At 72.6% G+C, this 13,596-nt stretch carries 12 protein-coding genes; 3 read left to right on the forward strand and 9 right to left on the reverse strand.

Annotation, left to right across the window (positions count from 1 at the left end; translation table 11 throughout):
• Positions 1-40: 40 nt before the first annotated feature.
• The 3 genes from pepN to PSQ21_RS06895 form a co-directional block, all read right to left on the reverse strand.
• On the reverse strand, positions 41-2,632 hold the full coding sequence (gene pepN, locus PSQ21_RS06885) for an aminopeptidase N (RefSeq protein WP_274029513.1): 2,592 nt from the start codon (positions 2,630-2,632) through the stop codon (positions 41-43).
• A gap of 221 nt (positions 2,633-2,853) precedes the next feature.
• Positions 2,854-3,216 (reverse strand): chorismate mutase, encoded by a 363-nt coding sequence (locus PSQ21_RS06890; RefSeq protein WP_274029514.1) that lies wholly within the window; start codon positions 3,214-3,216, stop codon positions 2,854-2,856.
• Between the two features lie 52 nt (positions 3,217-3,268).
• Positions 3,269-4,147, reverse strand: a complete 879-nt coding sequence (locus tag PSQ21_RS06895) for an AraC family transcriptional regulator (protein WP_097869568.1) — start codon at positions 4,145-4,147, stop codon at positions 3,269-3,271.
• A 203-nt stretch (positions 4,148-4,350) separates the two neighbouring features.
• Here PSQ21_RS06895 and PSQ21_RS06900 point away from each other — a divergent pair, with 203 nt between their 5' ends.
• Positions 4,351-6,234, forward strand: coding sequence for a glycoside hydrolase family 35 protein (locus PSQ21_RS06900; protein WP_274029515.1), 1,884 nt, complete (start codon positions 4,351-4,353; stop codon positions 6,232-6,234).
• Positions 6,235-6,316: 82 nt separating this feature from the next.
• On the opposite strand, the gene PSQ21_RS06905 is transcribed toward PSQ21_RS06900, so the two are convergent.
• Positions 6,317-7,084 (reverse strand): S1 family peptidase, encoded by a 768-nt coding sequence (locus tag PSQ21_RS06905; RefSeq protein ID WP_274029516.1) that lies wholly within the window; start codon positions 7,082-7,084, stop codon positions 6,317-6,319.
• 317 nt (positions 7,085-7,401) lie between these two features.
• Between PSQ21_RS06905 and PSQ21_RS06910 the strand changes: the two genes are divergently transcribed.
• A complete protein-coding gene (locus tag PSQ21_RS06910; protein WP_443334375.1) occupies positions 7,402-8,319 on the forward strand; it encodes a hypothetical protein in 918 nt (305 codons plus the stop codon).
• Between the two features lie 30 nt (positions 8,320-8,349).
• Positions 8,350-9,108: an ankyrin repeat domain-containing protein gene (locus tag PSQ21_RS06915; RefSeq protein ID WP_274029518.1), complete on the forward strand. Its 759-nt coding sequence runs from the start codon at positions 8,350-8,352 to the stop codon at positions 9,106-9,108.
• A 15-nt stretch (positions 9,109-9,123) separates the two neighbouring features.
• Here PSQ21_RS06915 and PSQ21_RS06920 read toward each other — a convergent pair whose 3' ends face one another.
• The 5 genes from PSQ21_RS06920 to PSQ21_RS06940 form a co-directional block, all read right to left on the reverse strand.
• Positions 9,124-9,684, reverse strand: coding sequence for a GNAT family N-acetyltransferase (locus PSQ21_RS06920; protein ID WP_274029519.1), 561 nt, complete (start codon positions 9,682-9,684; stop codon positions 9,124-9,126).
• Positions 9,685-9,824: 140 nt separating this feature from the next.
• Positions 9,825-11,456: a DEAD/DEAH box helicase gene (locus PSQ21_RS06925; RefSeq protein WP_274029520.1), complete on the reverse strand. Its 1,632-nt coding sequence runs from the start codon at positions 11,454-11,456 to the stop codon at positions 9,825-9,827.
• A gap of 197 nt (positions 11,457-11,653) precedes the next feature.
• Positions 11,654-11,857, reverse strand: a complete 204-nt coding sequence (locus tag PSQ21_RS06930; RefSeq protein WP_003969786.1) for a cold-shock protein — start codon at positions 11,855-11,857, stop codon at positions 11,654-11,656.
• Positions 11,858-12,295: 438 nt separating this feature from the next.
• Positions 12,296-12,907 carry a TetR/AcrR family transcriptional regulator gene (locus PSQ21_RS06935; RefSeq protein ID WP_274029522.1) on the reverse strand — a complete coding sequence of 204 codons (612 nt, stop codon included), beginning with the start codon at positions 12,905-12,907 and terminating at the stop codon, positions 12,296-12,298.
• A 153-nt stretch (positions 12,908-13,060) separates the two neighbouring features.
• Entirely contained in the window at positions 13,061-13,594 is a 534-nt protein-coding gene (locus PSQ21_RS06940; protein WP_274029523.1) for a pyridoxamine 5'-phosphate oxidase family protein, read from the reverse strand.
• Positions 13,595-13,596: the final 2 nt, after the last annotated feature.

Genomic DNA, 13,596 nt, shown 5'->3' on the forward strand with positions numbered 1-13,596 from the left:
GGAAGCGGTTCCTTCCCGCCCCGCGGCCGTACGCGTCGGGTCAGCCGGTCGCGGCGGCGGCGGTCCGTACGGCGAGGGCGCGGCGGAGGTCGTCGAGCTGGTCGACGAGCTTGCGGCGCAGGGCGGGGATGAGGTCCGGGTCGTCCAGGGCGCGGGTGCCGGTGCCGAGGCTCCCCGGGTCGACGGCGAACGCGGGGAAGGCGTGGCGTCCGGCGGCCTCGGCGATGGCGGGTCCCCGGCGGGCTGCCAGTGCGATCGCGTCGGGGTAGAAGCGGGGCACGTATGCGGCGAGGAGCTCTTCCTGGCCGGGCTGCCAGAAGCCCTGGGCGGTGGCGGTGAAGAGGTAGTTGGACAGGGAGTCGTCGGTGAACAGCGCGTCCCAGGCGGCGGCTTTGGCCTCGGCGGTGGGCAGCGCGGCACGGCAGCGGGCGGCGCCTTCGCGGCCGGTGGCGCTCGGGTCCGCGGCCAGCGCGGTGGCGATGGCGGACTCGTCGGTGGCGCCGAGGACGGCGAGCCGGGTGAGGATGCGCCAGCGCAGCTCGGGGTCGAGCTCGGGGCCGCCGTGGACGGTGCCTTCGTCGAGCCAGCTCCGGAGCGTGTCGGGCTGGGTGGCGGCGTCGATGAAGTGGCGTACGGCGATGAGGCGGAGGCCCGGCTGTGAGCCGTCCTCGGTGCGGCGGATGAGGTCGCGGCAGAGGTCGGTGAGGGTGGCGCGGGCGGCGGGCAGGTCTTCGGGGTTGGTGTAACGGTCGACGACCTGGCCGGCGGCGAAGGACAGGACGCCCTGGACGAGCGCGAGGTCGGTCTCGTGCGGGAGGTGCCTGCGGGCGGTCGCGAGGTAGGTGGCGGGAGGGAGCTGCGCGTCGCGGACCATGTCGCGCGCCGTGTTCCAGAGGACGGCCCGGGTGAGGGCGTCGGGGATGCCGGAGAGGCTGGTCAGGACGGTGTCCCAGGAGGCGGTGTCCAGGCGGACCTTGGCGTAGGTGAGGTCGCCGTCGTTGAGGACGACGAGGGCGGGGCGGCGGCCGGGGCGGATCGTGGGCGTTCCGTCGCCGGGTACGTCGATCTCGAAGCGGTCGCGGGGGGCGAGGTGGCCGGGGCCGGCCTGGGTGTTCAGGGCGTGGTCGTAGGCGCCGACGGTGATGCGGTGGGGGCGGGAGCCCTCGCGGGTGACGGTGAGGGCCCAGGACTGCCCGGTGCCGTTGCCGTTCGGCGCGGGTTCGGCGGTCTCGGGGGTGCCGATCCTGGCGGTGAGGGTGTCGATGCCGGTGGTGCGCAGCCACTGCTCGGCCCAGGCGTGGACGTCGCGGTCGGTGGCGGAGGCCAGGTTGTCGATGAAGTCGGCGAGGGTGGCGTTGGCGAACTTGTGGCGGGCGAAGTGGGTGTTGATGCCGGCCAGGAAGTCCTTCTCGCCGAGCCAGGCGACGAGTTGGCGCAGTGCGGACGCGCCCTTGGCGTAGCTGATGCCGTCGAAGTTGAGGAGGGCGGACGCGGTGTCGGGGACGGCGTCGGGGTCCGGGGCGACGGGGTGGGTGGAGGGGCGCTGGTCGGCGTCGTAGCCCCAGCCCTTGCGGGCGACGCCGAAGTCGACCCAGGTGTCGGGGAAGGGGGTCTCTCCCGCGGAGACGGAGTGGAGGGCTCGGGGAAGGGTCGCCTCGGTGAGCGTCTGGTAGCCCATGTACTCGGCGAAGGACTCGTTGAGCCAGATGTCGTCCCACCAGGTCAGGGTCACGAGGTCGCCGAACCACATGTGGGCCATCTCGTGGGCGATGACCATGGCGCGGGTCTGGCGCTCGGTGTCGGTGACGGCGGAGCGGTAGACGAACTCGTCGCGGAAGGTGACGAGTCCGGGGTTCTCCATGGCGCCCGCGTTGAACTCGGGGACGAAGGCCTGGTCGTAGGAGTCGAACGGGTAGGGCTCGTCGAACTTCTCGTGGTAGCGGTCGTACAGGGCGCGGGTGATGTCGAGGATCTCGTCGGCGTCGGCGTCCAGGTAGGGCGCGAGGGAGCGGCGGCAGTGGATACCGAAGGGCAGCCCGGCGTGCTCGGTGGTGATCGAGTGCCAGGGGCCCGCGGCGATCGCGACGAGGTAGGTGGAGACGAGGGGTGTGGCGGCGATGGTCCAGCGCCCCTGGCCCGTGTGTTCGGCGACGCCGTTGCCGAGGACGGTCCAGCCTTCGGGGGCGGTGACGTCGATGGCGAAGACGGACTTGAGGTCGGGCTGGTCGAAGGCGGCGAAGACGCGTTGGACGTCCTCCATGAACAGCTGGGTGTAGAGGTAGGTCTCGCCGTCGGTGGGGTCGGTGAAGCGGTGCATGCCCTCGCCGGTGCGGGAGTAGCGCATCGCGGCGTCGACGTGCAGTTCGTGGGGGCCGGCGGTGATGCCGGTGAGGGGGTAGCGGTTGCCGTCGAGGAGGGCGGGGTCCAGGGGGTGTCCGTCGAGACTGATCGAGCGCAGGGTGGCGGGCTTGACCTCGACGAAGGTGTCTCCGGCCGCGCGGGCGGTGAACCGGATGACGGTGCGGGAGTCGAAGGTCTCCTCGCCGGTGGTGAGGTCGAGGGCGATCGTGTACCGCTCCACGTCGAGGAACTGGGCTCGGGTCTGCGCTTCGTCGCGCGTCAGTACGGACATGGCCCCATGCTGCCGTACGGGGGGCGGCGCGCGCAGTGGGGTTCTCCGTGGGCGGACGGGGCGGTCCGGGCGGGCGCCGCGGGGCGGGTCTCGCGGTGGGCGTCCCCCGGAGCGGACGGGGCGGGTTTCGCGGTGGGCGTGCGTCCCCGGGGTCTCGCGGTGGGGTGTCCTCGGGGCAGGCGTGGCGGGTCTCGCGCGGGCTCTCCCCCGGGGCGGGCCGGTCAGGCTTCGGCGGCGGTGCCCGTCGTGCCCCCGGTCCGGCCGGCGGCGTAGCCGTTCTCCGCTTCGTCGGCGATGCGCTCGTGGTGGCGGATCACCTCGGCGATGATGAAGGTGAGGAGCTTCTCGGCGAACGCCGGGTCCAGGTTCGCGCTCTGCGCCAGCTGCCGGAGCCGGGCGATCTGGCGGGTCTCCCGGGCGGGGTCGGCGGGCGGCAGTTTGTGGTCCGCCTTGAGGCGGCCGACCTGCTGGGTGGCCTTGAAGCGTTCGGCCAGCATGTGGACGACGGCGGCGTCGATGTTGTCGATGCTCTCCCGCAGCCGGTTCAGCTCGGCGCGTACGGACACGTCGGTTTCGCTACTCATGGTCAGCGAGCTTAGACGTACCGGAGATCGAGGGAATCTTCGACCGCCGCGCTCACGTGGTGATCGTCGGTGGGTCGCCGGGATCGGGCACCCGGTCGCTCCAGCCGCCGGGCACGCTGCGGCCCTGCTGTTCGCGGAAGCGGACGGGGGCGGTGCCGACCCGGCGGGCGAAGAGCCGGGAGAAGTAGGCGGGGTCGTCGTAGCCGACGCGGCGGGCCACGGCGGCGACGGGGAGGTCGGTGGCGGCGAGGAGTTCCTTGGCCCGGCCCAGGCGGATGCCCAGCAGGTAGTCCTTGGGGCTGCACCCGGCGCCGCGCCGTACGGCGGTGCGCAGTTCGGCGGGGGTCATGCCGTGCCGGGCGGCGTGCTCGGCGACGGTGAGCGGCTGGTACGCGTCGCGGGCCAGCGCCTGGAGCACCGGGTCGCCGTCGGGGCCGATGTCGGCGCGGGCGCGGCGCAGGGAGACCAGGAGTTCATGGACGGCGGCCCCGGTCTCCACCTCCAGGAGGGGGTTGCCGCGCCGGGCGGCGCGCACGATGCGTCCGACGGCGGCGCGGGGTGCGGCGGTGTCGGAGAGGGGGACGAGGGGGCGCTCGGGCTCGATGTAGCCGAGTTCGGTGTACGTGGTGGTGGCGGGGCCGGTGAAGTCGACGAAGCTCTCGTCCCAGCCGGTGCCGGGGTCGGCGCCGTAGTGGTGGGGGGTGCCGGGGGTCAGCCAGATGAGGCTGGGGCCGGTGACGGGGGTGCGGCGGCCGTCGGGTCCCTTGAACCAGCCGGTACCGGAGTTGACGATCACGGCGACGTGGTGGTCGAGGGTGCGGGGTCCGATGGTGGGCAGCGCGCCGTGCTGGAGGCCGACGCCGAGGCAGACGAGGCCCAGGCGGTGGTGGAGCGGGCTCGGGGTGAAGAAGCGCATCCAGGTGTGGTACATCGCGGTCCTTCCTCTCCCTGCCGGTCCGTGGTGCCCGTGCCCGCCGGTCCGTGTCCGTGGTGTCCGAGTGCGCGCCGGTCCGTTGCGTCCAATCAGCAGCGATCTTTGTCCATGGACCGGGTGCGGCGCCAGAGGTGAAGGTGGTCGGACCGATCCACCCGAGGGCCGCCGGGTGCGGCCGAGCACAGGAGCGTACGAGCACCATGACCGAGTTCACCGTGGGGGACGACTGCTTCCGGCTCGACGGGAAGCCGGTACGGCTGCTGTCGGGCGCCCTGCACTACTTCCGGGTGCACGAGGCGCAGTGGGAGCACCGGCTCGCGATGCTCGCCGCGATGGGGCTGAACTGCGTCGAGACGTACGTACCGTGGAATCTGCACGAGCCCCGGGAGGGCGAGGTCCGGGACGTGGGGGCGCTCGGCCGGTTCCTGGACGCGGCGGAGCGGGCGGGGCTGTGGGCGATCGTGCGGCCGGGCCCGTACATCTGCGCCGAGTGGGAGAACGGCGGCCTTCCGGTGTGGGTGACGGGCCGGTTCGGGCGGCGGGTGCGCACCCGGGACGCGGAGTACCGGGCGGTGGTGGAGCGGTGGTTCCGGGAGCTGCTGCCCCAGGTGGTGCGACGGCAGGTGTCCCGGGGCGGCCCGGTGATCCTCGTGCAGGCGGAGAACGAGTACGGGAGTTTCGGCAGCGACGCGGTGTATCTGGAGTGGCTGGCGGGGCTGTTGCGGCAGTGCGGGGTGACGGTTCCCCTGTTCACGTCGGACGGGCCGGAGGACCACATGCTGACCGGGGGTTCGGTGGCGGGGCTTCTCGCGACGGCGAACTTCGGTTCGGGGGCGCGGGAGGGTTTCGAGGTGCTGCGCCGGCACCGGCCGAGGGGCCCGCTGATGTGCATGGAGTTCTGGTGCGGCTGGTTCGGCCACTGGGGGGCCGCGCCGGTGCTGCGGGATCCGGGGCAGGCCGCCGGGGCGTTGCGGGAGATCCTGGAGTGCGGGGCGTCGGTGAACATCTACATGGCGCACGGGGGGACGAACTTCGCCGGCTGGGCGGGGGCGAACCGGTCCGGCCCTCTGCAGGACGAGGCGTTCCAGCCGACGGTGACGTCGTACGACTACGACGCGCCGGTCGACGAGTACGGGCGGGCCACGGAGAAGTTCCGGCTGTTCCGGGAGGTCCTGGAGCCCTATGCCGAGGGGCCGTTGCCCGCGCTGCCGCCGGCGCCGGTCGGGCTCCCCGGGCCGGTGGGGGTGGAGCTGACGGAGTGGGCCGGGCTCGGGGACGTACTGGAGGCGCTGGGCGGTCCGGAGACGGAGTCGGGGGTGCCGCCGACGTTCGAGGAGCTGGGGGTGGACCGGGGGGTCGTGCGCTACCGGGTGGCGGTGCCGGGGCCGCGCCAGGCGTATCCGCTGGGCGCTTCGGGGTTGCGGGACCGGGCTGTGGTGTACGTGGACGGGGTCCGGGCCGGGGTGCTGACCGAGGAGTCGGGGGCGCTGCCGGAGCCGGTGGCGGGCCCGGCGGAGGTCGAGCTGTGGGTGGAGTCGCTGGGCCGGGTCAACTACGGGCCGCGCCTGGGCGAGCCGAAGGGCGTCACCGGCGGGGTGCTGCACGAGCGGCAGTATCTGCACGGGGTACGGGCCCGGGGGCTGCGGCTGGATGCGTTCGAGGGGGCGGACGCGGTCGCGGCGGTGCCGTTCGGTCCGGTGGAGGCCGCCGCCGGGGCGGGTGACGCGGGGCGGACGGGCCTGTTCCGGGGGACGTTCGCCATGGAGGGGGCCCCGGGCGCTTCAGACGCCTCCGGCACTTTCAACACATCCGGCACTTCCGGCACCTCCGGCGCTTCCGGCGTCGATCACGCCGGGCTCGAACTGCCGGGCTGGACGCGCGGGTTCGTCTGGGTGAACGGCTTCTGCCTGGGCCGGTACTGGTCGGTGGGCCCGCAGCGGACCCTGTACGTGCCGGGCCCGGTGCTCCGCGCCGGCGCCAACGAGGTGTGGGTGCTGGAGCTGGAGGACGCGGGCGAGCCGCGTGTGGAGCTGGGTCCGGGGGCGCCCGTCGATACGGACACCCCCGGGGTGGTTCAGCCGTGATCACCGGGCGGGCGTACGGTGACCCGGTGCCGAGCCCGGACCGGGGTCCGGGCTCCGACCGGGGCCAGGGCCCGGATCGAGGTCAGAGCGAGTCGGCCGCGGAGGCGATGTCGCCCGCGAAGTGCGAGACCTCGATGTAGACGCCCGGGTAGTCCGGGCGGGCGCAGCCCCGGCCCCAGCTGACGATGCCGACCTGGATCCACTCGTCGGCGTCGTCCTTGCGGAACATCGGGCCGCCGGAGTCGCCCTGGCAGCTGTCGACACCGCCGGTGTCGAGGAGGCCGGCGCACAGCTCCTCACCGGGGACGAGGTCGCTGTAGGCGCTCTGGCAGTCGGCGTCGGAGACGAACGGGACGTCGGCCTTGAGCAGGTGGCGCTGCTGGCTGCCGCCCTCACGGTCGGCGCCCCAGCCCGCGACGGTGAAGGTGCCCTCGTCGTAGGTGCTGTCGGTGGCGATCTTCAGGGTGGGCTGATCGATCGGGCGGGCGAGCTTGATCAGCGCCCAGTCCTTGCCGGTGCCGTTGTAGCCGGGGGCCTGGAGGACCTTGGTGGAGCGCACCTTGACCGCGTCGGGCGACTGGAGGTCGGCGACGCCGCCGGTGACGGTGATCGAGGTGTTGTCGCCCGAACCGTCCACGCAGTGGGCGGCGGTGAGGACGATGTCCTGGGTGTAGAGCGCACCGCCGCAGCCCATGGAGAGCCGGACCATGAAGGGGAACTCGCCCTGTTCTGCGCGTTCGCCGCCGACGATCGGCTGGGGGGCGGCGGAGGCGGGCTGGAGACTGACGGTCGCGAGGGCGACGGCGGCTATGGCGACGGAACACCGTTTCAGCGCGCTCAGAAGCTTCACGGAGGCCTTCTTTCGTGTGGGGGGATTTCGTGTGGGGGTTGCTGTGGGAGGTTGCCGTGCCGCGTGGTGGTGCAGGAGTCCCTGGAGTACGGGAGTCACGGGAGTGCTGTGGGTCGCGCGGTCCGGCACGCGTGTCCCGGCCGGGTGACGACCTCCGGCATCGCAGCCGAACTAGTCATGTACCCGACAAGAACGTTCCGATTATCGGTGCGTGATGACCGCTGACACAAGGTGTGCTTTTCGGCCACGGCCATCAGAGTGCTTTCGGAACCTCTCCCCCGGCCCGGCATACAGTGGAGGTCCGTCGACCGTCACGGATGGGGGGTTCCGACGTGGCGAACGGCCCTCCGGGCGCACCCGTCGTCCATGGCTTTCCACATCTGGACACGGTCCGTTCCGCCATCACCGCCCTCTACCGGCGGCTCTCCGCGGACGGCGTCCACGCCTATGCCACCAGCCTCCCGCCCGCCGACGCCGCGTTCACGGACCAGGACGATCTGCACCTGGGAGCCCAGCGGGTGGCGCGCTCCCTGGTCCAGCACCTCCACCTGCCCGAGGCCCGCATGATCGTCGGCTTCCGGGCGATGGAGCACGCGGCGAGCGTGGAACTCACCGCGGGCCCCGAGTACTTCATCGAGCTCAACGACCGCTTCCGCACCCACCGCAGGGACGTCGGCGCGGCGCTCGCGCACGAGGTCACCCATGTACTGCTGCACCGGCTCGGCCTGGAGTTCCCCGGCACCCGCGCCAACGAGATCCTGACCGACACCACGACGGCCTACCTCGGCGCGGGCTGGCTGCTGCTGGACGCGTTCCGACAGGACGCCACGTCCCGTCAGAAGCTCGGCTACCTCACCCCGGAGGAGTTCGGATACGTCCTGGCCAAGCGGGCGTTCGCCTTCGGCGAGGATCCCTCCCCCTGGTTCACCAGCCCCCAGGCGTACACCGCGTACACCAAGGGGCGGGAGCGGGCGCTGCGCGATCTGCGCAGACCCCCGCTGACCGCCGCCGGCTGGGCGAGCCGCCGCCGCTACACCAAGGACCGGCGGTACGCCCAGGACCACCCCGGCACGAGCGCGGACCCGAACGTTCCCTACGCCTTCGAGACCGGCGACCCGCACCTGCGCGTCTCCTTCCCCTGCCCCACCTGCCATCAGCGCATCCGGGTCCCCGTCCGGGGCCGGTTCACCGCGCGCTGCGGGCTGTGCCGGACCGCCCTGGAATGCGACACCTGAGCGCCGTTCCGGCCACCGTAGGATCGAAGCATGACGAACGAGCCGATCAGGGACGAACTACTCCTGTTCGACGCGCTGTACGAGGACGAGAACGCGATCGTACGGGCGCTGCGCTCGGGCGCACCGGCCGAGTCGAGCGACGAGGAGGGCACGACGGCGCTCTACCTGGCGTCGGTGCAGGACCGCCTGGAGGCCGTGCGCCTGCTGCTCGCCGCGGGGGCCGACCCGAACCGGGCGAGCGGCCCCGGGGCGAGTGACCTGCCGCTGTGCGGGGCGGCGTGCGGCGGGCACACCGAGGTGGTGGAGGCGCTGCTGTCCGCCGGGGCACGGCCGGATCTGCGCGAGGAGTTCGGCTTCACCGCGCTGCGGTGGGCGGTCGGCCTGGGGCACGCCCCGACGGTGGAAGTGCTCCTCGCCCACGGCGCCGACCCGCTGCTGCCGGGGCCCCGGGGCGAGGCGATGCTGGTGCTGGCGGCGCAGCGCGGATCGGTGCGGACGGTACGGGCGCTGCTCGCGCACGGTGCGGGGGCAGCGGGTCAGGAGTCCGTGGTCGCCCTCGCACGGGCCGAGGCGCGGCGCATCGCCGCCCTCGATCCGGAACGGGAGTTGCGGCGGCTGCTGGAGGAGTCGTACGGCTCCGATATCGAGACGGTGACGCTCCGCGACCGCAGGGACGGCGAGGAGACGCTGGCGGTGGAGCTGCTCCGGGACGGGGTGCCGACGGCCGGCGCGGACCAGCACACGGGGCACGGAGAGATCGCGGACCTCCTCGGCGGGCCGTCGTCGTAGTCGTCACCGGGGTCCTTACCGGCCTCGCTCCCATGCCTCACGGGTGAGTACGTACTCGACCTCGCCGTGCTCGGAGCCCTCGATGGCCTCCGGCCAGTCCTCGGTGTACGCCCGCAGGAAGGTCAGCCCCGTCTTCTCCATCACGCGCCGGGATCCCGTGTTGACGGCCATGGTGTTGGCGGTGACCTGCTGGACCCCGAGGTCGGTGAACCCCTTGGCGACCAGGGCCCGCGCGCCCTCGGTGGCGTAACCGCGGCCCCAGGCGGCCCGGTTCAGCCGGTAGCCGAGCTCGACCACGGCGGGGTCGTGGTCGTCCAGCGGCCGGAGCTCGAACCAGCCCAGAAAGGCTCCGGTGTCCTTCTCCCGCGCGGCCCAGAAGCCGCGGGTTCCGGTGCACGGGTGGTCGTGGAGCAGCCTCGGCAGGGTCCGCTCCCGGATGTCCTCGGGGCTCGTCGGCCGGCCGCCGTTGATGTACCGCATGACGGCGGGGTCGTTGTCGAGGGCGAGCAGGTCGGGGGCGTCGGCGTCCGTGACCGGGTGCAGGACGAGCCGGTCGGTCTCCAGGAAGGTGCGCATCCGGCGATCCTCACAGCCGGCGGCGAGGCCACGCCACCCGATATCCGCGTCGCGGGCGTCAGCGATCCAGGGCCGGGCCGGGCCCGGACGCTCGGCCCTGGACCGGGTCCCGGCCCTGGATCAGTGACCCCGGCCCCGCCCTACGCGGCCCGACGTCCCCGTGCCGGTGCCCCGGAGCGCCCCGTGCCGCGGGACTCGCCGCCCGACCGCGCCCCGCCGCCGGAGCGCGCAGCCCCGCCGCCGCCACCGGCGCCGGCGCCCGTACCGGCCCCGCGACGCCCACGTCCCCGGCTGCCGGACCGTACCGTGCCCCCGCCGGTGCCGGAACCGCCCGACCGGGTCCGCTGCTTCGGCGGCGTCGGCTGCGGTACCTCGATGACGATCGCGATGCCCGACGGCTCACGGGCCCCCGTGATCCGGCCCAGCTCCGCGTCGTTGGAGGTGACCCGTGTGGTGCGCGGCGCGATGCCGGCGTCCTGCATCAGCCGGGTCATCTCGCGCTTCTCCTCGGGCAGGACCAGCGTGACGACGCTGCCGGACTCCCCGGCGCGCGCCGTGCGCCCGCCGCGGTGGAGGTAGTCCTTGTGGTCGGTCGGCGGGTCCACGTTGACGACCAGGTCGAGGTCGTCGACGTGGATGCCGCGGGCCGCGACGTTCGTCGCGACGAGCGCGGTGACCTGCCCGTTCTTGAACTGGTCGAGCGTCCGGTTGCGCTGCGGCTGCGAGCGCCCGCCGTGCAGGGCGGCGGCCCGTACACCGCTGGCGAGCAGCCGCTTGGCGAAGCGGTCGGCGGCACGCTTGGTGTCGACGAACATGATCACCCGGCCCTCGCGGGCGGCGATCTTCGTGGCGACGGCCTTCTTGTCGGTCTCGTCCAGGACGTGGAGCACGTGATGCTCCATCGTGGTCACCGCACCGGCGGACGGGTCCACGGAGTGCACGACGGGATCGGTGAGGAACATCTTCACGAGCCGGTCGATGTTCTTGTCGAGGGTCGCGGAGAACAGCATCCGCTGCCCGTCCGCCTCGACCTGCTTGAGCAGGGCGACGACCTGCGGCATGAAGCCCATGTCCGCCATCTGGTCGGCCTCGTCGAGGACGGTGATGGAGACCTCGTCCAGCCGGCAGTCGCCGCGCTCGATGAGGTCCTTCAGCCGGCCCGGGGTGGCGACGAGCACTTCGGCGCCGCGCCGCAGGGTGGCGGACTGCTTGGTGATCGACATGCCGCCGACGACGGTGGCGAGCCGCAGGTTCACGGCGGTCGCGTACGGGGTCAGCGCGTCGGTGACCTGCTGGGCCAGCTCACGCGTGGGCACGAGGACCATGGCGAGCGGGGCGCGCGGCTCGCTGCGGCGGCCGGCGGTGCGGGCCAGCAGCGCCAGGCCGAAGGCGAGCGTCTTGCCGGAGCCGGTGCGCCCGCGGCCGAGGATGTCGCGGCCGGCCAGCGAGTTCGGGAGGGTCGCGCCCTGGATCGGGAACGGCTCGGTGACGCCCTGCGCGGCGAGCGTCTTCAGCAGCGCGGCGGGCATGTCCAGGTCGGCGAAGGCGTCGACGGCGGGCAGCGCGGGGGTCAGGGTCTCCGGCAGGGCGAACTCGCCCTGCGGCGGAGTGGCGCGGCGGCGGGCCGGGGGCTTGGAGCCGCCCTGGGCCCGGGAGCGGGGTGCGCCGCCCCGGCCGTTCGCGGGAGCCTGCGCGCCGGCGCCCTGGCCGCGGCCTCGGCCACGGGCCGGTCGCGAGCGGGGGGTGCGGTCCTGGCGTTCGGAGCTGGTCATACGGAATTGCCCTCCTGGGGGATTCCTGGGCAACTGCCGAATGGGATTACTGCGATGTGCCGGCCCGGCCGTCCGGGTGCGCCCCCAGGATGTGCGCACAGAACGGGTTGTTGCGACGGGTTGTCGCTCGGACAGCACAAACCGGGGCCCGCACCTTCACGGTGCGGGCCCCGGTCAGCGAGGTACGCGTCCGGCAATTAGGCCGGGACGATGTTCTCCGCCTGCGGGCCCTTCTGGCCCTGCGTGACGTCGAAGGAGACCTTCTGGCCCTCCTGGAGCTCACGGAAGCCCGAGGTGGCGATGTTGGAGTAGTGGGCGAAGACGTCGGCGCCGCCGCCGTCCTGCTCGATGAAGCCGAAGCCCTTTTCCGAGTTGAACCACTTCACGGTTCCAGTAGCCATGTCATTCTCCTAAAAGAGGTGCAGTGCCGAGAATCCGCACTTTACGGATTCCAAGTCGCCGCATTGAGCCCCACCCGGAGAAAGCCGGAAAACAATAAAGCGCCTGAGGAAGCATTCCCGTCAGGCGCACATAAAGTTCATGGGTACCAAAACTGCAACGGGAAACACCTTAGCACGTCCTCTCCTCCGGTGGCGGGGCACGCCGCACCTCCCGAGGGAAAACTTTGCTGACCAGAGGGTGTACGAGCGGGGTCACCGAGGCCCGGGGCCGGGTTCTCGGAGCCGCTCGACGATGGGGCGTACGCGGTGGCGGGGGTCGGGATCCGGGTCATGTGACGGGGGTGCGTACCGCTTCGCCGATGTGGGCCTCGGCCATGGCTGCTGCTCCCCGGTGCGCTCGGGACGGACCGGTACCGGCTACCGGGTGCCGGGTGCCGACTACGTACGCAGGGCGATTCCGTCGAGCACCATCGAGAGGTACTGACGGGCGATCTCCTCGGGGCTGTGGTGTCCGCCGGGCCGGTACCAGGAGGCCGCGACCCAGACGGTGTCGCGGACGAAGCGGTAGGTGAGGCGGACGTCGAGGTCGGCGCGGAAGGCGCCTTCGGCGACGCCGCGTTCCAGGGTGCCCAGCCAGGCCTTCTCGAACTTCGTCCGCGAGTCGACGAGGTAGGCGAAGCGCGGCTGGGTGGCGAGGTGCTTGGACTCCTTCTGATAGATCGCGACGGCGGGGCGGTGCCGGTCGATCTCCCGGAAGGACTCGGTGACCAGGGCCTCGATGGTCTCGCGGGGGCCGAGGCCGGCCTCCAGGACCGCGTCGTAGCCCTGCCAGAGCTCGTCGAGGAAGGTGGAGAGGATCTCGTCGATCATCGATTCCTTGGAATCGAAGTGGTAGTAGAGGCTGCCCGCGAGCATCCCGGCCTCGTCCGCGATCCGGCGGACGGTGGTGGCGTTGTATCCGTGGGCGGCGAAGACCTCGGCGGCGGTGGCGAGCAGTTCACGGCGTCGCTCCGGCGTGGGGGTCACCTGGGGCTTCTTCTTGGTAGGCACCCGGCCATTGTCCGCCCGCGGCCCGTGTGTTCACGCATGCCGGCTGCTGACGGGGACCACCTCCGAAGGCCTCCTTCGCGGTGAGTTCGGCGAGCAGCTCGGCGGAGGTGGCCTCGGCGAGGCGGGGTCGGTTCAGGGCACGTCGGCCGGCGTTCAGGACACGTCGGTCGGCGGGGTGTCGTCGCCGGTGCGGCGGACGGTGCGCAGCGGCTGCCCGGGACGCCAGGACCGGATGACCAGCGCATCGCCGTCGAGCCCGATGCGGACCACCTCGGTCAGCTCCGCCCGGAAGAGGTGGAAGGGCTCGGGCGGGCTCGCCTCCTCGATGAAGCGGGCGATCACCCGGGGGTCGGTGATCTCGACGGCCCGGCCGCTGACGCGGACGTCCCCGTCGTTCAGCTCGGCGTCGGGGCCGGGGTTGGCCTGGAGCGCGAAACGCGGATCGCGCCGCAGGTCCAGGGCCTTGCGCGAGTTCGGCATCATGCCGAGGAGCAGCTCACCGAAGCGGAAGTCGGCCTCCAGGCCGGTGACCCGGGGCGAGCCGTCCTTGCGCAGGGTGGCCAGGACGTGGTGCTTGTAGAGCCGGAAGCGCCGTTGCACGGTGTCGGCGAATTCGGGTTCGGCGGCGGCGAAGCCGTCCCAGGAGACCGCTGCGGGTGAGGGCGATGAAGGCGTCATGGGCGCCATGG

This window comes from Streptomyces sp. MMBL 11-1 (assembly GCF_028622875.1).
GTDB lineage: Bacteria > Actinomycetota > Actinomycetes > Streptomycetales > Streptomycetaceae > Streptomyces.

Bases quoted from the DNA above. Each gene is read 5' to 3' on its own strand.
- pepN (WP_274029513.1), bottom strand. From the start codon at position 2,632: ATGTCCGTACTGACGCGCGACGAAGCGCAGACCCGAGCCCAGTTCCTC.
- PSQ21_RS06890 (WP_274029514.1), bottom strand. From the start codon at position 3,216: ATGAGTAGCGAAACCGACGTGTCCGTACGCGCCGAGCTGAACCGGCTG.
- PSQ21_RS06895 (WP_097869568.1), bottom strand. From the start codon at position 4,147: ATGTACCACACCTGGATGCGCTTCTTCACCCCGAGCCCGCTCCACCAC.
- PSQ21_RS06900 (WP_274029515.1), top strand. From the start codon at position 4,351: ATGACCGAGTTCACCGTGGGGGACGACTGCTTCCGGCTCGACGGGAAG.
- PSQ21_RS06910 (WP_443334375.1), top strand. From the start codon at position 7,402: ATGGGGGGTTCCGACGTGGCGAACGGCCCTCCGGGCGCACCCGTCGTC.
- PSQ21_RS06915 (WP_274029518.1), top strand. From the start codon at position 8,350: ATGACGAACGAGCCGATCAGGGACGAACTACTCCTGTTCGACGCGCTG.
- PSQ21_RS06920 (WP_274029519.1), bottom strand. From the start codon at position 9,684: ATGCGCACCTTCCTGGAGACCGACCGGCTCGTCCTGCACCCGGTCACG.
- PSQ21_RS06925 (WP_274029520.1), bottom strand. From the start codon at position 11,456: ATGACCAGCTCCGAACGCCAGGACCGCACCCCCCGCTCGCGACCGGCC.
- PSQ21_RS06930 (WP_003969786.1), bottom strand. From the start codon at position 11,857: ATGGCTACTGGAACCGTGAAGTGGTTCAACTCGGAAAAGGGCTTCGGC.
- PSQ21_RS06940 (WP_274029523.1), bottom strand. From the start codon at position 13,594: ATGGCGCCCATGACGCCTTCATCGCCCTCACCCGCAGCGGTCTCCTGG.